Genomic DNA, 21,579 nt, shown 5'->3' on the forward strand with positions numbered 1-21,579 from the left:
TGAATCCTCTCTCTGGCGGTTAGGTGAAGGCGGCGCGGGCGCGCCGGACCTGCGATTTGAGGCCGCTATCGATCACGGCCGGGACAAGCGCGTTGAGTGCGGCGTAGACGCGCTCCATCGCACCGATGCTGACGTTCGTGCGGCGCCCCTCGATCGCCGCAACGATGCGGCGGGCGACCCAGTCAGGATCGTCCGCCTTCATTCCGGCCAGATCGAGGAAGCGCTCGACCTCGCCGTCGTTGAGCTTGGTTTTCGCCGCCCGGGGGCTGACGTGGGTCACCGCCACGCCCGACCCGGCGAGTTCCCGGCGCAGCGCCTGGCTGAGGGCGGCAAGCCCGGCCTTGCTCGAAGAATAGGCGGCAAACCACGGATACGGGATCGCGCCGAGCATCGAACCGATGTTGACGATCTGGCCCGAGCCGCGCGTTCGCATCGGCCCGGCCACTGTCTGCGCCAGCGCGGCGGGAACGATCAGGTTGATACGGTAGCAAAGCGACAAGGCATCGAACGGCTGGCTCTCATGCAGCCCGAACCGCATGATCCCGGCGATGTTCACGAGAATGTCGGGCGGGTCGTCGGCCAACCGACGGCACAGTGCGAGCAGCGCAGCATCGTCGGAAAGATCGGTGACGATGGACGATGCGCAGACTGTGCATTCGAGCCGATCGATCCCGGTTACGTGGGCTCCGCGCGCCGCCAGTAGCTCGGCCACGGGCGTGCCGAGGCCGCCAGCTGCGCCGGTGACCGCAACGCGCTTGCCCTCAAGCGAGCTCAAGGTCGGCCTCCATCTCGATGCTGGCAAACATCGCCCCGAACAGGGCGAAGACTTCGCGTGCCATGCGGCGCACACTCGCGAGGTCTTCTTCGCCGAAGCCGTTTATCAGCGTGGCGAAGAACGTCATGTGCGACTGGTCGAGCGCGCCATGCGAAGTGAGGTAGGTGAAGGCCTGCGGCGGCAGTCCGAGCCGCTCGGCTACCGCCCCCGCCCCGCGCGTCGCGAGCGCCACGCTGACGCTCTCCAGAACGTAGACCATGCCGAAGAACGCAACCGGGTCGCCGGCCGCGATCCGAGCATAGGCATGATCGACCATGGCTTGCGTTGCGTCATATGGGATGCTCGCCCGGGCAGCGTCGGCATCGCCGCCCGCGGCGGCGATATCGGCGAGGATCCATTCCTCGTGCCCAGTTTCTTCCTCGATGTATTCGTCGAGCGCCTCGACGAGATCGGGCCGGTGACCAAGCCCGGCGCGCGCCGCCCGCATCAGCGGCACGGTATGCTTCACATGGTGATAAGCCTGCGTCAGGTAGGCGATGTACACCTCGCGGCTGATTGCCCCGGCGAGACCCGCGCGAACCTGCGGAACCGCGAGAAACGCCAGACGCTCGCGAACGGTTTCGTCCTCGAGCAGGGTGAAGTTGTCCGGTCTCCCGAGGCAGCTCCGTTCGATTTCGGCGCGCCGAAGCCGCCCGTTGCCCGTCAGGCGGCCGTTCTGCGGCGTGAAATGGGCAACCTGGCGCCACGTCGCGACGCGGGCATAGGCAGGCAGGGAGGCGTTGGCGGCGTCGACAGCGGCGGAAAGATCGGCGCTGGGCGTGGCCGGAACCAACAGCGCGCTGGGAAACGGCATGCCATCCCCGTGAACGAAGGCTTGGGCGATCGCGGGTTGAGCCAGCAACGCCTCCTCGACCCATTCCGGCGCAATGTTGCGGCCATGCGCGGTAACGATCAGGTTCGACTTGCGCCCGGTGACCCACACGCGCTCGGCCTCGTCGATACGGCCGATATCGCCCGTGGCGAGCGGTCGGGCGGGCGCTTCGCCGCCGATAGTTCCCAAACACAGCGGTCCGTCGAGCAGGATCTCCCCGTCTTCGGCCAGCGTTACGCTCATGTGCGGCAGGGGGCGGCCGGCCGAGCCGAGCGCATCGTCGTCCGCATCCTGCAGGCTGACGACCGATCCGCACTCGGTCAGGCCGTATCCCTGCCGCACCGGCAGGCCCAGCACCCGCGCCCGCTCGAGCAGCGGCAGCGGGACTCGCGCCCCACCGACTGCCACCAGGGACAGACAGGGCAGCAGTCCGCCGCTCGCCTCGAGCGCGGAGACCAGGCCGGCAAGGTATTCCGGCACGAGAATAAGTGAAGTGGTGCCCCAGTCGGCAATCCGCGCCGCCATGGTCGCAAAATCCGGCCGGAAAGGATCGTCCAGCCCGCACAGCTCCTGCGGCGGACAGACGTAGGTGCCGCCGGCCAGCAGAGTGGCGAACAATCCGGCGACGGTTTCGAGTAGTATGCCGGGCGGCAGCAGGGCGAGATGACGTCCGGCATGTTCGGCCCCGACCGCCTCGACCACCGAAGCGGCGACCAATCCGAGGTGGTCGGCAGAGAGGCACACGCCTTTCGGAGCGCCGGTCGATCCAGACGTGAAGGTTATCCGGGCCGAGCCGGCGGGGAGCGGGACGGGGCGCAAGGGGTACGCCGGCCGCCTGACCGCTCCCACGCCGGACAGTGTCGCGGAGACCCCGCTCGCTACGAGGGCATGGCGACGCTGTTCGGAGGTGAAAAACGCTGGAAGGGAAAGCACCGGCACGCCCGCGGCGAGCAGCGCGACTTCTAGAACAACCTCGTCGGCGCCGTGGTCGAGTTCTAGCGCGACGACCCCGCCGGCGAATTCCTGCGCCAGCCCCGGTGCCAGCGCATCGACCTGGTCCGCCAGCGCGGCATAGCTTAGCGGCGGCGCGCCGACCGGATCGACTGCGACGCGCTCAGGAGTGCGTCGTGCATGGTCGCGAATGGCCTCGAGCAGGGCGATCACGCAGCAGTCCTCCGCATACGGCGAGCGCGAAAGGCGGAAATCGCCGCTTGCCCCTGTCGGATTTCACCGGCGCAGACGTACGGATCCTGCGCGTAGTAACTGCCCCAATCGGACCCCAAGCCCGCGACCCGGCCTTCCCCGGCGGGGCAGAGCTCGTGGATCACGATACCGATGCGGCGAAACATGGCGCGCAGCGAGCGCGTGAGCGTCGCAACGACGATCTCCCCACTGGCCCCAAGGTCGTTGGCAGCCGCGCCCCACAGCTCGATCATCGCCATCGCGTTGTTCGAGGCCAGGTTGCCGATCTCGATGATTGCCTCGCGGCGCACGCGCCGGCCATAGATCGGAGCAATGAGATCCTCGATCGGCTCGTCGAGATAGGCTTCGAGGAACAAGGCCTCGTCGCCCGCGCGGCGATAGCCCAAGACCGCCCCCGAACGCGACGCGAGATAGCGCGAAAATGTCGCCGCCCCTTCTGCCCCGTACTCGCGATGAAACACCTGATCGACGAAATGCCTTGCGCCCAGGGCGTCCATATTCCGGCTCCGTTTGTCCACGGATCCGAGACGCTGTGGCGTCGGCAATTCCGGAGTTCAGGGAAAAAATATTCGTCGAGAACGAACAGCAGGTTCGGCCAGACGGCGCTTGCCGGTCCGAGAAGGCGCCTACATCGCGCCCCAGCTGCGCCACAGCATGTAAGCTGCGACGACGAAGATCAGGACCGCGAAGACGGTTCTCAGCGCGTTGCCCTGCGAGAGCCTCTGGGCAAGGATAGTGCCGAGCAAGCTCCCGAGGACGCCGCCAAGAACGAAGACTCCTGCCAGCGGCCAGTCGATCAGGCCGGAGAGCGCATAGTTGGCCGCTGTGGTCAGCCCAAAGGCGGTGACAGCGACCAGGCTCGTACCGACGGCGTTGATCATCGGCATCCGCGTCGAGGCGACCAGGCCGGGCACGATCAGGAAACCGCCGCCGATCCCGAAGAAGCCGGAAAACGCACCGGTTCCGAAGCCAAAGCCCAGCAACCGCGGGGCGTTCTCCCGGTCGAGGTGAACATCGGGTTGGCCCAGAGCACTGCGACCGCGCAGCATAAGTATGCCCACCAGCACCATCACCAGCGCAAAGAGGAACAGCAGCTTCTGACCATCGAAGTTCTTGCCGAGCGTCGATCCGGCAAGCGCGCCGACGATGCCTGAGGCGGCGAACAAGCTGCCACAGCGCCACTTCACTGTGTGCTTGCGCGCGTGCTGGAACAGCCCGGAAGCCGCGTTAACCGCCACCGCCAGGGCGCTGGTGCCGATGGCGATGTGCGGGCTCTTCACGCCGACCAGGTAAACCATCAACGGGACCGCGAGGATCGACCCGCCACCGCCGACCAGGCCCAGCGTGAACCCGACCAACGCGCCCGAAAGCGCGCCGAGCGACATGTGCAGCGCGTCGATCATTTCCTGTGTGCCGGTTAGCGCGAGCGCTGTTCAAGCCGGGCGCGAACGCCCGAAATGTCGCATCCGGCGCCGGCGCATGTCTCGATCGCCGTATCCGCTCCGATTTCGGGCGCCTTCGCGAGGCCCCACAGCATGGCAGCGCGTGTTCCCGTACGGCAGAAGCCGAGGATCGGCTTGGGCATTTCTGCCATGGCCTTGTCGAACGCCTCGATCGCGTCGTCGGTGATCTGGCCGGGAATGACCGGGATATGGCGATATTCCAGCCCAGCCGCGTGCGCCGCCGCGGCGACCTGGGCCGAGGATGGCTGACCCGGCTCCTCACTGTCGGGGCGATTATTGATGACCGAACGAAACCCTTGACGGGCGGCTTCGGCCAATTGCTCCGGCAGCAGCTGTTCGCGCACGCACAGCGCCTCGTCGAGCTTCTTGGTCTGCATGATCCAATTCCTTTGCTATGCCTGATCCCCGCGCAAGCGAGGACGCGTTCAGTTCTTGCCGCAGGTGTCGATGCCCACGAGCCGGTAGGCCGGGCAGAACCCGACCAGGCTGGTGACGAGGAATACAGCCGCGACCACGCCGGCGAGGATACCCAGCGTGCCGTGCAGCGCGCCCGTGGCGATGAGGACCACCAGCGCAATGGCCACCGCTATCCGCAAAATGCGGTCGAACTTGCCCATATTCGTTGTCATCGCATGCTCCTTCGCAAGTGTGATCAAATGCCGTTCACCGGTATCTTGAGATAGCGCATCCCATTCGCCTCGGGCTCCGGAAAGTGCCCTGCGCGCATGTTAACCTGCACCGAAGGCAGGATAAGCCGGGGCATGGCGAGCGATTTGTCGCGCGCGGTGCGCATGGCGACGAACTCGTCTTCGCTCACGCCGTCATGCGCATGGACGTTGCCGGCACGTTCGGCCGCCACGGTGGTTTCCCAGACGAACTCGTCGCGGCCCGGGGCCTTGTAATCATGGCAGAGGAGCAGTCGGGCGCTGGCCGGAAGCGACAGCAGACGGCGTATCGAGCGGTACAGCGCATGCGCGTCGCCACCGGGAAAATCGGCCCGTGCGGTGCCGTAATCGGGCATGAACATCGTGTCGCCGGTAAACACCGCATCGCCAATCACATAAGCGAGATCAGCCGGGGTATGGCCCGGAACGTGCAGCGCCACGGCCTCGAGTTCGCCGATCCGGAAGCGGTCGCCGTCCTCGAACAGGTGGTCGAACTGCGAGCCGTCGAGCGCGAAGTCGGTGCCCTCGTTGAACAGCTTGCCGAACACCTCCTGGACGCGGAGTATATCCTTGCCGATGGCGATCTTGCCGCCAAGGCGAGCCTGCAGGTACGGAGCAGCCGAAAGGTGATCCGCATGGGCATGGGTTTCGAGCAGCCATTCGACGGTAAGGCTCTCCGCTTCGACGAAGGCGATGATTTCGTCGGCTGAACCGTGCGAGACGCGGCCCGCCGCAGGATCGTAATCGAGCACAGAATCGACGATCGCCGCATGGCGCGTCGCCGGATCGAAGACGACGTAGCTGGCCGTAAAAGTCGCCTCGTCGAAGAAGCTTTGCACGACCGGAGAAGCCGTCTTGCCGGAAAGTGCCTGTTCGACGATCGCCGAAGCCGCCGCGAGGGCGCCATCGTGGTTGTTGTCGGGCATTGCTGAGTTCTCCTGCTATCCTCAAGCTACTTAATTAGTAGTAGCTAATTTATCAAGGATGGCAGGGGAGTCGGGCGGATGAAACCCGTAATGTCCTCAGTCGGAATCGAGCGTGCCTGGTGCATCCCAAGGCAAGTGACGCCCCTCCAGCACGACGAGGTTTTCCGGACGGATGATTTCGGCGTGGGTCTGGTAACCGAGCAACTGATCTGCCGGCAGTTCCTGGTTGACCGTCATCACCCGGGTCTCCTCCGAGGTGAAGTCCGAAAGGCCGCGAGCCAGTTCGGTGCCCGTCTCGTCGTAGATGTGCAGGACATCGCCGCGGGTAAAGTCGCCGTCTATCGACAACACATCGCGGCGGTGGATCGGATTGCCTTCGCCAAGGGATTTGGCCGCCGCTGCGGTGATGACCAGACTGCCGGCCATCTGCAGGCGATCGGCCAGCCAGATCGTCCATAGCGAATCCGGTTCGGAATGCGCGATGCACTTGGTGCACTTGCGCCGTCCGTCGAGCACGGCCGATAGCGGATATTCGGCCTCGCCATTGGCGATGTAGGTCGTGCAGCCGGCGTTCTGCGCCATGTTGGCGGCCTTGAGCTTGGTCAGCATTCCGCCGGTGCCGAGCGTACTCTTGCCCGAGGCCGCCTCGATATATTCGCTGACGTCGTGGAGTTCCTCGACCAGACGCGCACCCTCTTCCGCCGGATCGCGGTCGTAAAGTCCGTCGACTCCGGTCAGGATGATGAACTGGTCGGCCTCGACCATCTGCGCAATCTTCGCCGCCAGCCGGTCGTTGTCGCCGACGCGGATTTCCTCCGTTGTGATCGTGTCGTTTTCGTTGACGATCGGGAGAATTCGCGACTTGAGCAGGCGGTGCACGGTGTTGCGCGTGTTGAGAAAGCGGCGGTGGTCCTCGAAGTCGCCGAGAGTGAGGAGGACCTGGCCAATCTCGATGCCGAATTCGTGCCCGACCTGGCGGTAGGCGTTGAGCAGCAGCGGCATGCCGCACGCCGCGGCGGCCTGCTTGTCGCTGAGCCCGGCGGTCTCGGGCCGCGCGCCGACTGTGTTGAGGCCGAGGGCCACCGCACCCGACGAACACAGGATGACGTCATAGCCCTGATCGCGCAGGCGGGCGATGTCTTCCAGCAGGCGTTGCATGAAGCCGAACCGCGGGGTCAGGCGATCGGTGTTGGCCAGCAGGCTCGAACCGACCTTCACGACGAGGCGCTTGTTCTTGGTCACAATAGCTATTTCGCTCCCGTTGCGGATTGCGCGGCCCGGGCCGACGGCCAAACTCCTGCTCTGGAGCATCGAAAATGGTAGCGGAGGAGGGACTCGAACCCCCGACACAGGGATTATGATTCCCCTGCTCTAACCGACTGAGCTACTCCGCCCCAAGGGCAGGCCCCGGTGGGGCCCATCCCGGCCTGCGCAGGGACAGGCGGCGCATTTAGGGTGGCGCCCCGCCCCGGTCAACCGCGAAACGACCACCGTCCGACAGCCTCCCAGGGCCCGCCGCGATAGCGGTGCAGGCCGACCCCGGCAAAGGCGAAATCGCGGGGCGCGACGCTGCCCTCCAACTCCTCCAGAAGGCGCCTCGCCGCTCTCGGTTCGACCTTGTTCTGGATGGTCACGTGGAGCCGCGGGCGCTGGGAGTCCTGCGGCGTGAGCAGGCCGCGGAATCTCTCGGCGAGGTCCGCGCGGAGCGCCAGCATGGCCGGGCTCGACAGCGTCAACGCGACCCCGCGGCCAAGCGACATGACTCCCAACAGCCGGGCTGGCACCGGGGGCTGCGCAGCAGCGGCCGCGAGCCGTTCGCGCAATTCCTCTTCGCACGACGGCGGCAGAGCGTGAAACAGCGTGACGTGGGCGTCGAGAAAGTTGCGCTCGGGAGGAAAGTGGGCTCGGCGCAGTCCGTTCGCCCAGGCCTGCAGGTCGCGCGGCAGTTCGGCCGTCACGATCAGCGGACCGGCCGCCGTATCCGGAGCCGCGCACGCGCCAGCCCGGACCGTCCCGCGCGTCACATCTCGCCGCGTTCGCGGCGCAGCTCGAACCACTTGGCGACATTGGCGTTGTGCTCGGCGAGCGTCGCCGCAAAAGCGTGTCCACCCGAGCCGTTGGCCACCATGTACAGCGCATCGGTCTTCGCCGGATGCAGAACCGCTTCGATGGAAGCGCGGCCCGGGTTGGTGATCGGCCCCTTGGGAAGTCCGACCATGGTGTAAGTGTTGTAGCCGTTCACCGCGCCGATCTCGCTCTGGCGGATGCGCCGGCCGAGCGGTTTGCCCGCGGTTATCGGATAGATGATCGTCGGATCGGCCTGCAACAGCATGCCCTGCTTGAGGCGGTTGGAATAGAGCCCGGCCACCATCCGGCGCTCGCTCGCCACGCCGGTCTCCTTCTCGACGATCGAGGCCAGGGTTATCGCCTCCTCCGGCGTCTCGACGGCGATGTCCTTCTCACGCTGCGGCCACAGTTCGGCAATCGTCTTCTTCATCGCCGTCTGCATCCGGGCAAGGACCGCAGCCCGATTTTCGCCGCGTTCGAAGTCGTAGCTTTCGGGCAGCACCGAACCTTCGGCGGGTACCGGGATGTCGCCGGTCAGCAGCGGCTCGGCCATTAGACGTTCCCAGACCATGATCGAGGGCATGCCCTCGGGAATCGTGACGAAACGGCGGATCACCTCGCCGTGCTGGAAGGTGTCGAGGATGTCCGCGGGGCTCGAACCTGCCGGTAGCAGGAATTCGCCTGCCTTGATCGGATCGCTGCTGCCGAGAATCTTAGCGTGAAGGACGAAAGAGTCGGCGGAATCGATGATCCCGTCTTTCTCGAGCTGCTCGGCGACGCCGGTCACGGTCGAGCCGCTCTGCACCACGAAAGACCGGTCCTTATCGAGATTGGCCGATCCCCACCAGCTCGCCCCGAACCAGCCGAGCGCAATCGCTGCGACGATGAGAACCGCCGCGAGGAAGGAACAGCCCTTTTTCACGGCGTGGACCCTAGTCGACTTTCTTCATCACCAGCGAGGCATTGGTGCCGCCGAAGCCGAACGAATTGTTGAGCACCGCACGCACGTCGCGCTTCTTTGCCATGTGTGGAACAAGATCGACCCCCACGCAGCCCTCGCTCGGATTGTCGAGATTGAGCGTCGGCGGCACGATCTGGTCGCGCATGGCGAGAATGCAGAAGATGGACTCGACCGCCCCGGCGCCGCCCAGCAGGTGGCCGATGGCGGACTTGGTGCTGCTCATCGAGACCCCCGAAATGGCATCGCCGAACAGACGGCGAACCGCGCCGAGTTCGAGTTCGTCGCCGAGCGGGGTAGAGGTGCCGTGGGCGTTGATGTAGTCGATGTCCTTGGGCCCCATCCCCGCCTTGCGCAACGCCATTTCCATCGAACGGAACGCGCCCGAACCTTCGGGGTGCGGCGCAGTGACGTGGTAGGCATCGCCCGACAGGCCGTAGCCGACGACCTCGGCGTAGATCTTCGCCCCGCGGGCCTTGGCGTGCTCGTATTCCTCGAGCACCAGAACCCCGGCGCCCTCGCCCATGACGAAACCGTCGCGGGCGACGTCGTAGGGGCGGCTGGCCTTTTCGGGCTGGTCGTTGAACGCGGTGCTCAGCGCGCGCGCCTGAGCGAACCCGGCCACGCCGATCGGGCAGATCGTCGCTTCGGCGCCGCCCGCCAGCATGATGTCGGCATCGTCGTCGCGGATCATCCGCGCGGCGTCGCCGATCGAATGAGCGCCGGTCGAACAGGCGGTGACGACCGCGTGGTTCGGCCCCATCAGACCGTATTTGATCGAGACCTGGCCCGAAATCAGGTTGATCAGCCGCCCGTGGACGAAATGTGGGCTTACGCGGCTCGGCCCCTTTTCGTGCAGGACGAGCGATTCCTTCTCGATGCCCGGCAGTCCGCCGATGCCCGAACCGATCGAGCACCCGGCGCGCAGCCGCGTCGCGTCGTCCATGTCCTCGAGCCCGGCGTCTTCGATCGCCTGCCCGGCGGCGTCGATGCCGAAAACGATGAACGGATCGACCTGGCGCTGGACCTTGTGGTCGACGCGCTTGTCCGGGTCGAACCCGTATGGGTGATCGGCGGGTTTGACCTCGCAGGCGATGCGGCACTTGAATTCGCTGGCGTCGAAATGCGTTATCGGTCCGGCGCCCGACTTGCCGGCGAGAATGTTGGCCCAGGTCGTCTCGACATCGGCACCCAACGGGGTGACGAGCCCGAGACCGGTTACGACGACACGACGCATGCTTCTCTCCAGACTCGCGACCAGCGGTCGGTCCCTAACACAACAGGCTCAACCCCGGTTCGGGCTGAGCCTGTCGAAGCCCATGGGGCCACGCCCGCCGCCCTTTGACTCTGCTCGGGGCGAAGGACCGAAGGGACGGACTTATCCCTTGTGTTCTTCGATGTACTTGTTGGCGTCGCCGACCGTGTTGATCTTCTCGGCGGCGTCGTCGGGGATTTCGACCCCGAATTCTTCCTCGAACGCCATGACCAGCTCGACGATGTCGAGGCTGTCAGCGCCCAGATCGTCGATGAAGCTCGCGTCGGGGGTGACCTTGTCTTCCTCGACGCCGAGGTGCTCGACAACGATCTTCTTAACGCGGTCGGCGGTATCGCTCATTTGCTGCCCTCTCAGGTAATACAGAAGTGGATTTGGCAATCGCCCTAATCAACGGGCGGGACGCTGGCAAGTGCCATGCACCGGCACTTTTTTTGCGTCTTCGGGTCGGACCCGATAGGGCTGAACCGCGTTGGCAGGGGGTAAGGAGACCCCATGCCCATTTCGGTGAACGGCCAGCAACACGCGTTCGCGGGCGACCCGCGGACCACGCTACTCGACTTCCTGCGCCGCGAGTGCGGCCTGACCGGCACCAAGAAGGGCTGCGATCACGGCCAGTGCGGCGCCTGCACCGTTCTGGTGAACGGGCAGCGGATCAATTCCTGTCTCAGCCTGGCGGTCATGCACGATGCCGACGAGGTCACGACGATCGAAGGTATCGGCGCGGCCGGGAGCCGCTCGCCGCTGCAGGATGCGTTTGTCCGGCACGACGGGTACCAATGCGGCTACTGCACGCCGGGGCAGATCTGTTCGGCCACCGCGATGCTTGGCGAGATTGACGCCGGCTGGCCGAGCTTCGTCAGCGAGGACCTCGAAGCCGCCCCCGCCCTCAACGACCAGGAAGTTCGCGAACGTATGAGTGGCAACCTGTGCCGCTGCGCCGCCTACTCGAATATCGTCGCGGCGATCCTCGATGTGGCGGGAGAAAGCGCATGAGGCCGTTCGACTATCAGCGGCCCGATCGGCTCGACCACGCCGCGGACCTGGCTCGTGAAGGCGGCAAGGCGATCGCCGGGGGGACCAATCTGCTCGATCTGATGAAACTTCAGGTCGAAACGCCGCAAACGCTCCTCGACATCAACCGGCTGCCGATGGCGCAGATTGCCGAAACCGACGGCGGTGGGTTGAGGATAGGCGCGCTCGCCTCGAACACCGCCTGTGCGGTCGATCCCCGCGTGCGGCGGGATTATCCCGTGCTGTCGCGCGCGATCCTGGCCGGAGCGACGCAGCAGCTGCGCAACAAGGCCACCACCGGCGGCAACTTGTGCCAGCGCACCCGCTGCTACTACTTCACCAACATCGACCAACCGTGCAATAAGCGCGAGCCAGGTTCCGGATGCGGTGCGATCGGCGGCTTCAACCGCATCCACGCCATTCTCGGCGCCAGCGACGAATGCATCGCCACCTACCCGGGCGACATGGCGGTCGCCCTTTATGCTCTCGACGCCGAGGTGGAAATTGCCGGCCAGCGCGGTTCGAGCCGTACCCTGCCGGTCCGCCAGTTTCATCGTCTGCCCGGTGACACGCCGCAGCGCGACAACAATCTCGAACCCGGCGAGCTCATTACCGGGGTCGTCCTGCCGCCGCCGCGCGCGGGAAAGCAGCTCTATCGCAAGGTGCGCGACCGCGCGTCCTATGCCTTCGCGCTCGTCTCGGTAGCGGCCATCGTCGAAATGGACGGAGATACGATCCGTAACGCCTCGCTGGCCTTCGGGGGTCTCGCGCACAAGCCGTGGCACGATCCCCGGATCGACGCAGTGCTGTCCGGTGCCAGGCCTTCCGATGCGCTCTTCGCCGAAGCCGCCGACCTCCTGCTCGAAGGGGCCGAGGGGCAAGGCCATAACGATTTCAAGATTCCGCTGGCCCGCCGCACCTTGTTGGCCGTCCTGCGCGAAGCGACGGGAGGCGCGGCATGAACAGTCTGACTTTCGACACGCCCGATGCGAGGAACCGGCTCGACCACATGGCGCAGGGCGTCATCGGCAAGCCCCTGCCGCGGCCCGACGGACCGCTCAAGGTCAGCGGCGCCGCCACTTACGCGGCCGAATACACAGCCGAGGGGTGCCTCGACGGCGTGCTCGTCACGGCGACGATCGTGAAGGGTCGGGTAACGCGCCTGGACGAAGCGGGCGCTCTGGCGATGGACGGTGTCGTCGCGGTGATCACCGACCCGCGTCTCACCACGCGCTCGGCCCAAGGCACCGCGGGCGAGGCGCCCGCCCAGCACCTGCCGCAAGTCGATTACTGGGGCCAGCCGATCGCGCTGGTCGTGGCGGAAACGTTCGAGCAGGCGCGCGACGCGGCGAAGCGGCTGGTCGTAGAATATGACGCGGACGCCACCCCGCCCGTCTCGCCCGACGACCCGGCGGTCGAGTGGAAGCCCAAGGACGCCAAGACGGTCCGTCAAGGCGATCTTGCCCACGCGATGCGCGAGGCGGCCCATGCCGTCGACGTCGAAATCACCACCGCGGGCCACGCCAGCGCGGCGATGGAACCGCACGCAACGATCGCGCAATGGGACACCGAAGCGCGCAAGCTGACCGTCCATTCCTCGCTGCAGATGCTCAACTACAACCTGCCCGAGCTGGCCGACAGCCTCGGCCTGGAGGAAGAGCAGGTGCATATCCTCGCGCCTTACGTCGGCGGGGGCTTCGGCTCCAAGCTCGGCATTTCGGCCGAAGGCGTGGCGGCGAGCGTTGCCGCCATGCAACTCGGCCGGCCGGTGCGCGTGGTGATGAGCCGGCAGCAGGTCTTCCAGTGCGTCATGCGGCGTTCGGAGACGCGCCAGCGTCTGCGGCTCGCCGCCGACGAGGACGGGCGGCTTACCGGCTTCGGTCACGAAGGTTGGGTCACCAATCTGCCCGGCGAGTTCTTCGCCGAACCGGTCCTGCAAGCGAGCGAGTTCCTTTACCGCGGCACCAATCGGCTGCTCCTCAACTCGGTGGGCCGGATTCACCGCGTCACCGCGGGCTCCGTCCGCGCGCCGGGCGAGGCGGTCGGCATGCAGGCGCTGGAAGTGGCGATGGACGAACTGGCCAACGCCGCCGGCATCGACCCGGTCGAACTGCGTCTGCGCAATATTCCCGAGCGTCATCCCTCGAAGGACATCCCTTACAGCTCGCGCAAACTGGCCGAATGTCTCCGCGAGGGCGCGGACGCGTTCGGCTGGGAGGGTTCCGACCGCACGCCCTGCCGCCGCCGCGAAGGCGAATGGTGGCTCGGCACCGGCATGGCCACCGCCGCCCGGGTCCACAATTTCAGCAAGGCTTCGGCGCGCGTGGTGCTGCGGCCCGACGGGACGGCCGAAGTGGCGACCGACATGACCGACATCGGCACTGGCACCTATGCCGTGCTCGGGCAGATCGCGGGTGAAATGCTCGGCCTGGACCCGCGCGACGTTCTCGTCAGCCTTGGCGATTCGGCCCTGCCCAAGGGCCCCGGGTCGGGCGGCTCGTGGGGCGCTGCGTCCAGTGGAAGCGCGGTCTACCTCGCCTGCGAGGCGCTGCGCGAGGAGCTCTGCGACCGCCTCGGCTGCGATGCGGCGGATCTCACGCTCAAGGACGGCTTTGCCATCGCCCACAACCAGCGCCAGGCGCTCGTCGATCTGCTTGGCGGGGAGAGCATAGAGCGCACCGGTCAGGTCGAACCGGGCAAGACCGAGGACGAGTTTTGTCAGGCCATGTACGGCGCCTTCTTCACCGAGGTCGCGGTCAACGCATACACCGGCGAGACGCGGGTGCAACGCATGCTGGGAACCTTCGGCATCGGACGGGTGCTCAACGAAATGACCGCACGCTCTCAGTGCCAGGGCGGCATGGCCTGGGCGATCGGCTCGGCCCTGACCGAGGAGCTGGCCTTCGATCCGCGCGACGGTCACCTGGTGAACTGCGACCTGGCCGAATATCACATCCCGGTGAACCTCGACGTCCCGCACCTCGAAGTGCACTTCGTCGAGGAACGCGATCCCGCCGCCAGCCCGCTACAGGCCAAGGGTGTGGGCGAGCTCGGCATCTGCGGCGCGGCAGGGGCGATCAACAATGCCATCCGTCACGCCTGCGGGGTGCGCGTGCACAGCTTTCCGATGACACCCGACAAGCTGCTGGCAGCTTTGCCCGATCCCTAGGCCGCGCCTGCTCAGCTGTCGGGTGCGACGGCCGCGTCGACGTTCGCTTTGTCGGCCTCGCTGGCCTTGGGCTGTTCGATCAGGCGAATGTGCACGTCGCGCAGCTGGCGCGGGCTGACGACGCTCGGCGCGCCCATCATCAGGTCCTGCGCCTTCTGGTTGAGAGGGAAGGCGATGACTTCGCGAATATTCGGCTCGTCGGCGAGCAGCATGACGATGCGGTCGATGCCCGGGGCCGATCCGCCGTGCGGTGGGGCGCCGAGCTTGAACGCTTCGATCATGCCCGAGAAGTTCGCGTCGACCTCTTCCTTCAAATAGCCGGCGATCTCGAAGGCCTTGTACATGATTTCGGGCTTGTGATTCCGGATCGCGCCCGACGAAAGCTCGTAGCCGTTGCAGACGATGTCGTATTGCCAGGCCTTGATCTCGAGCGGGTCCTGGTTCTCCAGCGCTTCCATCTCGCCCTGCGGCATCGAGAAGGGATTGTGGCTGAAGTCCACCTTCTTCGCCTCTTCGTCGTATTCGAACATCGGGAAATCGACGATCCAGCAAAACTTGAAGCAGCCTGCCTCGATCAGGCCGAGTTCCTCGGCGCAGCGGGTGCGGGCGGCACCGGCGAGACGAGCGGCGTCCTTTTCCTTGCCCGCGGCGAAGAACAGGCCGTCGTTCTCGCCCAGCCCCAGTTCGGCGTAGAGCTTTTCCATGCCCTCGGTGCCGTGGTTCTTGGCGATCGGACCGCCGAACTCGCCGCCCTTGCGGGTGACGTAGCCGAGCCCGGCGAACCCTTCGCGGCGCGCCCAGTCGTTCATGTCGTCGAAGAACTTGCGACTCTTCTCATGGGTATTGGGTGCGGGGATAACGCGCACACGGCCACCCGAGCCGACGATCTTTTCGAACAGGCCGAAACCGGACTTTTCGAAGTGGCTCGTCACGTCGCTGATGACCAGCGGGTTGCGCAGGTCGGGCTTGTCGGTGCCGTACTTGAGCATCGTCTCGGCATAGGGGATGCGCGGGAACTCGCCGGCCGGGGTGACCGACTTGCCGCCCGAGAATTCCTCGAACACGCCTGCCAGCACCGGCTCGATCGCGTTGAACACGTCTTCCTGCGTGACGAAGCTCATCTCGAAGTCGAGCTGGTAGAATTCCGGCGAGCGATCGGCGCGCAGATCCTCGTCGCGGAAGCACGGGGCGATCTGGAAATAACGGTCGAACCCGGCAACCATCAGCAACTGCTTGAACATCTGCGGCGCCTGCGGCAGCGCGTAGAAGCGGCCCGGGTGCAGACGGCTCGGCACGAGGTAGTCCCGCGCACCTTCCGGGCTCGATGCGCCCAGGATCGGTGTCTGGAATTCGGTAAAGCCCTGCTCGATCATCCGCCGGCGGAGGCTGGCGATGACATTGGAGCGGAGCACGATGTTCTTGTGCAGCCGCTCGCGCCGCAGGTCGACGAAGCGGTACTTCAGCCGGGTTTCCTCCGGATAGTCCTCGGCCGAATTGACGATCAGCGGCAGTTCGTCGGCGTGGTTCTGCACAGCCACCGAACGCGCGAAGACCTCGATTTCGCCGGTCGGCAAGTTGGCGTTGACCGTCTCGGCGCTGCGCGCCTTGACCTCGCCGTCGATGGTCACGACCGATTCCAGCCGCAGCCGCTCGAGTTCGGCCAGTGCCGGTGAATCCTCGTCGGCGACGATCTGGGTGACGCCGTAATGGTCGCGCAGGTCGACGAACAGCAAGCCGCCGTGGTCTCGCTTGCGATGCACCCAACCCGACAGGCGGACGGTTTCGCCGACATCGGCAGCGCGCAGGGCGGCGCAATTGTGGGTACGATAGGCGTGCATCACTGACTCTTTCATTCGAGCGGTCTATGGCGCTAGGAAGCCGGCGCTGAAACGGGAGGCTCGCCCGCTTGTCAAGCCACGCCGACTGCGTTCGTCGCGCCCTATAGAAAACCGAAGATGAAAATACACCCGCTGATTACAAAGACTGCCGACCTCGCCGCGTTGTGCGACCGCCTGGCAAAACACGAATTCGTCTGTGTCGACACCGAATTCATGCGCGAGAACACCTACTACCCGTTGCTGTGCCTGGTGCAGGTCGGCAACGAGGAGGAAGCCGCGGCCATCGACCCGCTGGCCGAAGGGCTCGACCTCGCCCCGCTGCTCGAACTGCTGACCGACAACGAGGACGTGCTGAAGATCTTTCATGCCGGGGGCCAGGACGTGGAGATCATCTACAACCTCACCGGCCGGACCCCGCATCCGATCTTCGACACGCAGATCGCCATGATGGCGGTCAGCCAGAGCGAGCAGATCGGTTACGCCAACCTCGTCGAGGCATGGCTCGGCAAGACCATAGACAAGGGCGCGCGCTTCACCGACTGGAGCCGCCGCCCGCTGACCGATCGGCAGATCGAATATGCGATCGGCGACGTGACCTATCTCGCCACCATCTTCCCGCGCCTGCTCAAGAAACTGATCAAGACCGGGCGCGGGGCCTGGCTGAATGCCGAGATGGACAAGCTCGCCGATCCGGCGAACTATGCCAACGATCTCGACACCGCCTGGCACCGCATCCGCGCGCCCGCCCGCAACGCTCAGGTTCTCGGCCGCCTCAAGGCGCTTGCCGCCTGGCGTGAGACCGAGGCTCAGAACAAGGACATCCCGCGCGGCCGCATTATGCGCGACGAGACCCTCGCCGACCTGGCCAGCCACCCACCCAAGTCTCAGGCAGATCTCGCCAAGGTGCGCGGCCTCAGCCAAGCGTGGAAGGACAACGACATCGGCAAGCGGCTGATGAAGGTTCTCGCCAAGGCGGAGCCGATGCCCGACAGCGAAATGCCGGAAAAACCCAAGCGCGGCGCGCCGCTGGGCAAGGAAGGCGCGCTGGTCGCCGACCTGCTCAAGCTGCTGCTCAAGATCCGCAGCCGCGAGATCGACGTTGCCAGCCGGCTGTTGACCCGCTCCGACGAGCTCGAGGCGCTTGCCGCCGGCGTGCGCAAGCTGCCGGTGCTCGAGGGCTGGCGTTACGAGATCTTCGGCAAGGACGCGCTCGACCTGGTCGAGGGCAAGCTCGCTTTCGCGGTGGAAAAGGGCCGGCTCAAGATGAGCCACATCGACGACGTGGCGAGCGGCGATGCGATGGTGCATGGCGAGACGGCGGCGGAGCCGACGAGGCAGTGAGCACGTACCTGCCGACGATCAAGCAGCTGCAATATCTCGTCGCGCTGCACGAACACGGACATTTCGGCCGCGCGGCGGATGCAAGCTTCGTTTCCCAGTCGACCCTTTCGGCCGGCATCCGCGAGCTCGAATCGCTGCTCGGCGTGACCCTGGTCGAGCGTAGCCGCCGCGTGGTGCGCTTCACCCCGCTCGGGGTCCAGGTCGTCGAGAAGGCCCACCGCCTGCTGCGGGAGGCCGAGGAGCTTTCCGATCTCGTCCAGGCGGGCGGCAAGCCGCTCTCGGGCGAACTGCGGATGAGCGTCATCCCGACGATCGCCCCGTTCTTTCTTCCCCGCATCCTGCCGCGCCTCAGGAAGGAGCGACCCAATCTCAAGCTGTTCCTGCGCGAGGAAACCAGCGATCACGCCATGGAAAGCCTCAACCACGGCCGCGCCGACTGCGTGCTGCTTGCCCTGCCCTTCGCAACCGGCGACGTCGAATGCGAACACATCGCCGACGACCGCCTCTACGTCGCCATGCCCAAGGACGATCCGCGCGATCCGCCCGAGCAAGTAACCCCGGCGATGATCGACGAAGGCAAGCTGCTGTTGCTCGAGGACGGACACTGCCTCAAGGAACATGCTCTGGCCGCTTGCAATCGGCCCGAGCTCAGCGCTTCGGCGACGATGATCGGCACTTCGCTCCACACGCTGGTGCAAATGGTCGACAACGGTCTCGGCATGACGATGCTGCCGCAAATGGCCATCGACGCGGGCATCCTTCACGAAACCGAGGTCGTGGCAAGGCCGCTCAAGGCCAAGAACCCGAGCCGCGAAATCGCGCTCGTCTGGCGCAAGAACTCGCCGCGGGGCGAGGAATTCCGCCTGCTGGCAGAGGAACTGCGGGCCGGCTGACGGTCGTCAGCCGCAAGCGCTCAATCCATGTGCTTGAGACCGGCCCGAAGGTAATCCCATCCGGTCAGCAGGGTGAGGATCGCCGCAGCCCACAAGGTCGCGAGGCCGACGGTGTGCGGGACATTGGCGTCGATTCCGTCGACCAGCACGATCCAGTGCGGCAGGGCATTGCCGAGGATCAGCGAGCCGAGGCTGACGAGTTGGAAGGTGGTCTTCCACTTGGCCAGCCGGCTGACCGGAACCGAAACCTGCAGTCCGCCCAGGAATTCGCGCAGCCCCGACACGGCGATTTCGCGGATCAGGATGATCAGGCCGGCAATGACGTGCGCATCGCCGACATAGGGGCCGCGCAAGACGCCTTGCGCCGTCAGCACCAGAATGACCGCTGCGACCATGATCTTGTCCGCGATCGGATCGAGGAATTGCCCGAGCCTGCTCACCGCCCCGCTCGACCGGGCAAGATAGCCGTCGAAGTAATCGGTAATGCCCATGACGCAGTAGAGGACGAAGGCCAGCAGGTAGCCGAAGGCCCAGTCCGGCCACCACAACAGGAACGCCAGAAGCGGCACCGCGAAGATCCGCGACAGCGTAAGCAGGTTGGGCAAGGTCAGCATGACGCGCTCGATAGCCGCATATCGCGGCGGGAAAAACCCGGCTTGTCCCTTGCGGTGCCTGCCGAGGCGGCTAAGTCGGGGGTGATAAACGAGAGAGGGCCGCAGCAGCCGCATGCTGACTTCGACATACTTGCTGCGGCAGCGCCGCTTCCTGCCCCTGTTCGCAACGCAGCTGTTCAACGCGTTCAACGACAATCTCTACAAGAACGCGATGGTCCTCTTCGTGGTCTACGAGGTCTATCGTTCGGAGCAGGCCGAAGCGCAGTTCTCGGCCATCGCTTCGGGCCTGTTCATCCTGCCCTTTTTCGTTCTGTCCGCGCTGGCCGGTCAGCTCGCCGACATGCGCGACAAGGCGAAGATCATCCGCATCGTCAAGGCGGCGGAAATCGGCATCATGTCGATCGGAGCCAGCGGTCTGCTGCTCGCCTGGTGGGGTCATCTGACCACTGCACTGGCTATACCGCTGATGCTGACGGCGCTCTTCGCAATGGGCATCCACTCGACCTTCTTCGGGCCGATCAAATACGCGATCCTGCCGCAGCATCTCGAAAAGAAGGAGGTTCTGGCCGGGACCGGACTCGTCGAGGCCGGCACCTATATCGCGATCCTCGCCGGCACGATCCTCGCCGGCTGGATCCCGGTCGAATGGGCCGCGGCCGGGATTATAGCGACGGCGGTGCTCGGTTATCTGACCAGCCGCAGCGTGCCCCCTGCCCCGCCGATCGTTCCCAACGAGCCGATCGACCTCCACCTCATCCGCTCGTCGATCGCGCTGGTCCGCAACACGATGCACCAGACGGAGGTCTACTACGCCATTCTCGCGATCAGCTTCTTCTGGACGATCGGCGCCGTGCTGTTCATCCAGTTTCCGCCGCTGGCGAAGAACGTCCTGCTCGCCGAGAAGGAAGTCGCCAGCCTTTTCCTGGTGGTCTTTTCGATCGGTGTGGCCATCGGTTCGATTGCCGTAAACGCCCTGCTCAAAGGCAAGGTCTCGGCGCGCTACGCACCCGCGTCGGTCCTGGCGATGGGGGCCTTCGTCGGGATTTTCTACCTCGTCTGCCGGGTCTGGGCGGCGACGGTAACCGGTGACCTGATGGACGTGCCGACCTTCCTGTCGCACCCGATGGCGTTCCTCGTTCTCTTGTCGCTGCTGATGATCGCGGTCGCGGGCGGCATGTTCGTCGTCCCGCTCTACGCCTTCCTCACCACCAAGGTAGATCCCGGACAGGCGGCACGGACGGTGGCGGCCAACAACATCGTCAACTCGGGGGCGATGGTGATCGGCTCGCTGCTCGCCGGTGCGCTGAGCATGGCCGGCGTCGCCCTGACCGAGCAAGTCCTGCTCAGCGCGGTGATGTGCCTGTTTTCAGCGTGGCTCGGCTTGATGCTCTACAAGGCCGAGCAGGCCGCGGATGCGGGCGCAGCCCCATAGTCAGAAGAGGAAGGCGATGACTGCAACCAGACAGGCGATATAGCTGGTCGCAAAACCGCGCACGTCTTCGCGGGTGATCGTCAGCGCCTCGCGCCAGCTCTGCGGACTTGGCGTAGCGAGCACATCTTTGCGTACCTGCGGCGGCAGGCTCTGCCGGAACGGGTGACGGGCGGTTTCATCGCCGAGGACAAGATAGCGTCTCATCGCATCTGCAATTAACCCAATCGTAACCATTCGTCAGGAGCGGCCTGGCCACTGTCCACAGACGGGACGGGCACAGAGAAAGGGCCGCCCTTGCGGACGGCCCCTCGCTCGATTTCTGTCTGGCGGCAGCGCCGTCAGACCTTGTTGCCTACAGCCCCTTCGACTTCGCCCTTGAAATTCTGGGCCTCGCCCTTGCGTTCTTGGGCCCGGCCTTCGGCGCGGGTCTCCGCGTCGTCCGATTCCTGCTTGACGTTGCCGGCGGCCTCGTTGGCCATGCCCTTGGCTTTGTCCTTGAGTTCACCCATGATTGTTCTCCTTGCTGGTTGCACCGGCGTCATCGCCGTGCTCGATCAACCAACGGAGGGCACCGACGCGTTGTTCCCGCACTAAGCCGTTGCCATCGAACAAATCTTTTCCCATTCGGCCGGGCGTATTTCCGCAACGGACAGCCGTGAAAGGCGGATCAGCTCGATGTCCTGCAGCGTTGGTTCGGCCTTGATCGCAGCAAGCGAAACCGGGCGTTCGAACTTGCGGACCGGCTCGATTTCGACGGCCGCCCACGTGCCGCTGTCGTCCTTCGGATCGGTCATTCCCGCCTTCACGACCCGGACGATACCGACGATCTCCTTGTCGCTGACCGAATGATAGAAGAAGGCTTCGTCGCCGACCTGCATCGCCTGCAGATTGTTGCGCGCCCGGTAGTTGCGCACCCCGTCCCAGATCGTGCGGCCGTCCTCGACCAGCTGATCGTAACTGTAGGCCGCCGGTTCGCTTTTCATCAGCCACAGGCGCTTCGCCATCGATCGACTCTCCTTCGCATCTGCGCGGTCACCTCAGGTCCGGATTAACCGAAAGGGAAGGTTGCGGCGCTAT

Annotated in this window: 23 protein-coding genes and 1 tRNA gene; 6 read left to right on the forward strand and 18 right to left on the reverse strand. The window is 65.4% G+C overall.

The features are described 5' to 3' along the window. Nucleotides 1-19: 19 nt before the first annotated feature. The 13 genes from Q7I88_RS12830 to Q7I88_RS12890 all read right to left on the reverse strand — a co-directional run bounded on the left by Q7I88_RS12830 (nt 20) and on the right by Q7I88_RS12890 (nt 10,543). Nucleotides 20-775 (reverse strand): SDR family NAD(P)-dependent oxidoreductase, encoded by a 756-nt coding sequence (locus tag Q7I88_RS12830; protein WP_305096309.1) that lies wholly within the window; start codon nt 773-775, stop codon nt 20-22. Further along, entirely contained in the window at nt 762-2,810 is a 2,049-nt protein-coding gene (locus Q7I88_RS12835; RefSeq protein WP_305096310.1) for an AMP-binding protein, read from the reverse strand. The genes Q7I88_RS12830 and Q7I88_RS12835 overlap by 14 nt, the downstream gene beginning before the upstream one ends. Then, a complete protein-coding gene (locus tag Q7I88_RS12840) occupies nt 2,807-3,346 on the reverse strand; it encodes a thermostable hemolysin (RefSeq protein WP_305096311.1) in 540 nt (179 codons plus the stop codon). The genes Q7I88_RS12835 and Q7I88_RS12840 overlap by 4 nt, the downstream gene beginning before the upstream one ends. Nucleotides 3,347-3,475: 129 nt before the next feature. Further along, entirely contained in the window at nt 3,476-4,252 is a 777-nt protein-coding gene (locus Q7I88_RS12845) for a sulfite exporter TauE/SafE family protein (protein WP_305096312.1), read from the reverse strand. A gap of 14 nt (nt 4,253-4,266) precedes the next feature. Next, nucleotides 4,267-4,689: a protein tyrosine phosphatase family protein gene (locus Q7I88_RS12850; protein WP_305096313.1), complete on the reverse strand. Its 423-nt coding sequence runs from the start codon at nt 4,687-4,689 to the stop codon at nt 4,267-4,269. A gap of 48 nt (nt 4,690-4,737) precedes the next feature. Beyond that, complete coding sequence (locus tag Q7I88_RS12855) at nt 4,738-4,941, reverse strand: YgaP family membrane protein (RefSeq protein ID WP_305096314.1); 204 nt, start codon at nt 4,939-4,941, stop codon at nt 4,738-4,740. A gap of 23 nt (nt 4,942-4,964) precedes the next feature. Beyond that, nucleotides 4,965-5,903, reverse strand: coding sequence for an MBL fold metallo-hydrolase (locus Q7I88_RS12860; protein ID WP_305096315.1), 939 nt, complete (start codon nt 5,901-5,903; stop codon nt 4,965-4,967). A 96-nt stretch (nt 5,904-5,999) separates the two neighbouring features. Further along, complete coding sequence (proB, locus tag Q7I88_RS12865) at nt 6,000-7,145, reverse strand: glutamate 5-kinase (protein ID WP_305096316.1); 1,146 nt, start codon at nt 7,143-7,145, stop codon at nt 6,000-6,002. A 75-nt stretch (nt 7,146-7,220) separates the two neighbouring features. Continuing rightward, nucleotides 7,221-7,297 (reverse strand) — tRNA-Met (locus Q7I88_RS12870). Nucleotides 7,298-7,375: 78 nt separating this feature from the next. Next, nucleotides 7,376-7,927 carry a 2'-5' RNA ligase family protein gene (locus Q7I88_RS12875; RefSeq protein ID WP_305096317.1) on the reverse strand — a complete coding sequence of 184 codons (552 nt, stop codon included), beginning with the start codon at nt 7,925-7,927 and terminating at the stop codon, nt 7,376-7,378. Then, a complete protein-coding gene (mltG, locus tag Q7I88_RS12880; protein WP_305096318.1) occupies nt 7,924-8,892 on the reverse strand; it encodes an endolytic transglycosylase MltG in 969 nt (322 codons plus the stop codon). The genes Q7I88_RS12875 and mltG overlap by 4 nt, the downstream gene beginning before the upstream one ends. 10 nt (nt 8,893-8,902) lie before the next feature. Continuing rightward, complete coding sequence (gene fabF, locus Q7I88_RS12885; RefSeq protein ID WP_305096319.1) at nt 8,903-10,165, reverse strand: beta-ketoacyl-ACP synthase II; 1,263 nt, start codon at nt 10,163-10,165, stop codon at nt 8,903-8,905. A 141-nt stretch (nt 10,166-10,306) separates the two neighbouring features. Next, a complete protein-coding gene (locus Q7I88_RS12890; protein ID WP_039094202.1) occupies nt 10,307-10,543 on the reverse strand; it encodes an acyl carrier protein in 237 nt (78 codons plus the stop codon). A gap of 153 nt (nt 10,544-10,696) precedes the next feature. Here Q7I88_RS12890 and Q7I88_RS12895 point away from each other — a divergent pair, with 153 nt between their 5' ends. Genes Q7I88_RS12895 through Q7I88_RS12905 form a run of 3 tightly spaced genes read left to right on the forward strand, consistent with a single transcriptional unit; the run spans nt 10,697 to nt 14,384 of the window. After that, a complete protein-coding gene (locus Q7I88_RS12895; protein WP_305096320.1) occupies nt 10,697-11,197 on the forward strand; it encodes a 2Fe-2S iron-sulfur cluster-binding protein in 501 nt (166 codons plus the stop codon). Then, the gene (locus tag Q7I88_RS12900; protein ID WP_305096321.1) at nt 11,194-12,177 is read left to right on the forward strand and encodes an FAD binding domain-containing protein; all 984 of its coding nucleotides are present in this window, start codon (nt 11,194-11,196) and stop codon (nt 12,175-12,177) included. Before Q7I88_RS12895 ends, Q7I88_RS12900 begins: the two co-directional genes overlap by 4 nt. Continuing rightward, nucleotides 12,174-14,384, forward strand: a complete 2,211-nt coding sequence (locus Q7I88_RS12905) for a xanthine dehydrogenase family protein molybdopterin-binding subunit (RefSeq protein ID WP_305096322.1) — start codon at nt 12,174-12,176, stop codon at nt 14,382-14,384. Before Q7I88_RS12900 ends, Q7I88_RS12905 begins: the two co-directional genes overlap by 4 nt. An 11-nt stretch (nt 14,385-14,395) precedes the next feature. Here the strand turns inward: Q7I88_RS12905 and aspS are convergent, their stop codons facing one another. Next, nucleotides 14,396-16,222 (reverse strand): aspartate--tRNA ligase, encoded by a 1,827-nt coding sequence (gene aspS, locus Q7I88_RS12910; RefSeq protein WP_305098610.1) that lies wholly within the window; start codon nt 16,220-16,222, stop codon nt 14,396-14,398. A gap of 117 nt (nt 16,223-16,339) precedes the next feature. On the opposite strand from aspS, the gene rnd reads away from it, so the two are divergent. Together rnd and Q7I88_RS12920 are read left to right on the forward strand one after the other, a co-directional pair. Next, entirely contained in the window at nt 16,340-17,563 is a 1,224-nt protein-coding gene (gene rnd, locus Q7I88_RS12915; RefSeq protein WP_305096323.1) for a ribonuclease D, read from the forward strand. Next, on the forward strand, nt 17,560-18,456 hold the full coding sequence (locus Q7I88_RS12920; protein ID WP_305096324.1) for a hydrogen peroxide-inducible genes activator: 897 nt from the start codon (nt 17,560-17,562) through the stop codon (nt 18,454-18,456). The genes rnd and Q7I88_RS12920 overlap by 4 nt, the downstream gene beginning before the upstream one ends. A gap of 20 nt (nt 18,457-18,476) precedes the next feature. On the opposite strand, the gene pgsA is transcribed toward Q7I88_RS12920, so the two are convergent. Continuing rightward, nucleotides 18,477-19,070, reverse strand: a complete 594-nt coding sequence (gene pgsA, locus Q7I88_RS12925) for a CDP-diacylglycerol--glycerol-3-phosphate 3-phosphatidyltransferase (RefSeq protein WP_305096325.1) — start codon at nt 19,068-19,070, stop codon at nt 18,477-18,479. A 112-nt stretch (nt 19,071-19,182) separates the two neighbouring features. Between pgsA and Q7I88_RS12930 the strand changes: the two genes are divergently transcribed. Beyond that, on the forward strand, nt 19,183-20,502 hold the full coding sequence (locus tag Q7I88_RS12930) for an MFS transporter (RefSeq protein WP_305096326.1): 1,320 nt from the start codon (nt 19,183-19,185) through the stop codon (nt 20,500-20,502). On the opposite strand, the gene Q7I88_RS12935 is transcribed toward Q7I88_RS12930, so the two are convergent. The 3 genes from Q7I88_RS12935 to Q7I88_RS12945 all read right to left on the reverse strand — a co-directional run bounded on the left by Q7I88_RS12935 (nt 20,503) and on the right by Q7I88_RS12945 (nt 21,506). After that, on the reverse strand, nt 20,503-20,706 hold the full coding sequence (locus Q7I88_RS12935) for a hypothetical protein (protein ID WP_305096327.1): 204 nt from the start codon (nt 20,704-20,706) through the stop codon (nt 20,503-20,505). A 134-nt stretch (nt 20,707-20,840) separates the two neighbouring features. Continuing rightward, complete coding sequence (locus Q7I88_RS12940) at nt 20,841-21,011, reverse strand: CsbD family protein (RefSeq protein WP_305096328.1); 171 nt, start codon at nt 21,009-21,011, stop codon at nt 20,841-20,843. A gap of 81 nt (nt 21,012-21,092) precedes the next feature. Then, on the reverse strand, nt 21,093-21,506 hold the full coding sequence (locus Q7I88_RS12945; protein WP_305096329.1) for an EVE domain-containing protein: 414 nt from the start codon (nt 21,504-21,506) through the stop codon (nt 21,093-21,095). Nucleotides 21,507-21,579: the final 73 nt, after the last annotated feature.

The sequence above is a fragment of the Croceibacterium aestuarii genome, assembly GCF_030657335.1.
GTDB classification, from domain to species: Bacteria; Pseudomonadota; Alphaproteobacteria; order Sphingomonadales; family Sphingomonadaceae; genus Croceibacterium_B; species Croceibacterium_B aestuarii.

Coding starts and splice junctions, on each gene's coding strand:
- Q7I88_RS12840 (WP_305096311.1), bottom strand. CDS start 3,346: ATGGACGCCCTGGGCGCAAGGCATTTCGTCGATCAGGTGTTTCATCGC.
- Q7I88_RS12845 (WP_305096312.1), bottom strand. CDS start 4,252: ATGATCGACGCGCTGCACATGTCGCTCGGCGCGCTTTCGGGCGCGTTG.
- Q7I88_RS12850 (WP_305096313.1), bottom strand. CDS start 4,689: ATGCAGACCAAGAAGCTCGACGAGGCGCTGTGCGTGCGCGAACAGCTG.
- Q7I88_RS12855 (WP_305096314.1), bottom strand. CDS start 4,941: ATGACAACGAATATGGGCAAGTTCGACCGCATTTTGCGGATAGCGGTG.
- Q7I88_RS12860 (WP_305096315.1), bottom strand. CDS start 5,903: ATGCCCGACAACAACCACGATGGCGCCCTCGCGGCGGCTTCGGCGATC.
- fabF (WP_305096319.1), bottom strand. CDS start 10,165: ATGCGTCGTGTCGTCGTAACCGGTCTCGGGCTCGTCACCCCGTTGGGT.
- Q7I88_RS12890 (WP_039094202.1), bottom strand. CDS start 10,543: ATGAGCGATACCGCCGACCGCGTTAAGAAGATCGTTGTCGAGCACCTC.
- Q7I88_RS12895 (WP_305096320.1), top strand. CDS start 10,697: ATGCCCATTTCGGTGAACGGCCAGCAACACGCGTTCGCGGGCGACCCG.
- Q7I88_RS12900 (WP_305096321.1), top strand. CDS start 11,194: ATGAGGCCGTTCGACTATCAGCGGCCCGATCGGCTCGACCACGCCGCG.
- Q7I88_RS12905 (WP_305096322.1), top strand. CDS start 12,174: ATGAACAGTCTGACTTTCGACACGCCCGATGCGAGGAACCGGCTCGAC.
- aspS (WP_305098610.1), bottom strand. CDS start 16,222: ATGCACGCCTATCGTACCCACAATTGCGCCGCCCTGCGCGCTGCCGAT.
- rnd (WP_305096323.1), top strand. CDS start 16,340: ATGAAAATACACCCGCTGATTACAAAGACTGCCGACCTCGCCGCGTTG.
- pgsA (WP_305096325.1), bottom strand. CDS start 19,070: ATGCTGACCTTGCCCAACCTGCTTACGCTGTCGCGGATCTTCGCGGTG.
- Q7I88_RS12930 (WP_305096326.1), top strand. CDS start 19,183: ATGCTGACTTCGACATACTTGCTGCGGCAGCGCCGCTTCCTGCCCCTG.
- Q7I88_RS12935 (WP_305096327.1), bottom strand. CDS start 20,706: ATGAGACGCTATCTTGTCCTCGGCGATGAAACCGCCCGTCACCCGTTC.
- Q7I88_RS12940 (WP_305096328.1), bottom strand. CDS start 21,011: ATGGGTGAACTCAAGGACAAAGCCAAGGGCATGGCCAACGAGGCCGCC.
- Q7I88_RS12945 (WP_305096329.1), bottom strand. CDS start 21,506: ATGGCGAAGCGCCTGTGGCTGATGAAAAGCGAACCGGCGGCCTACAGT.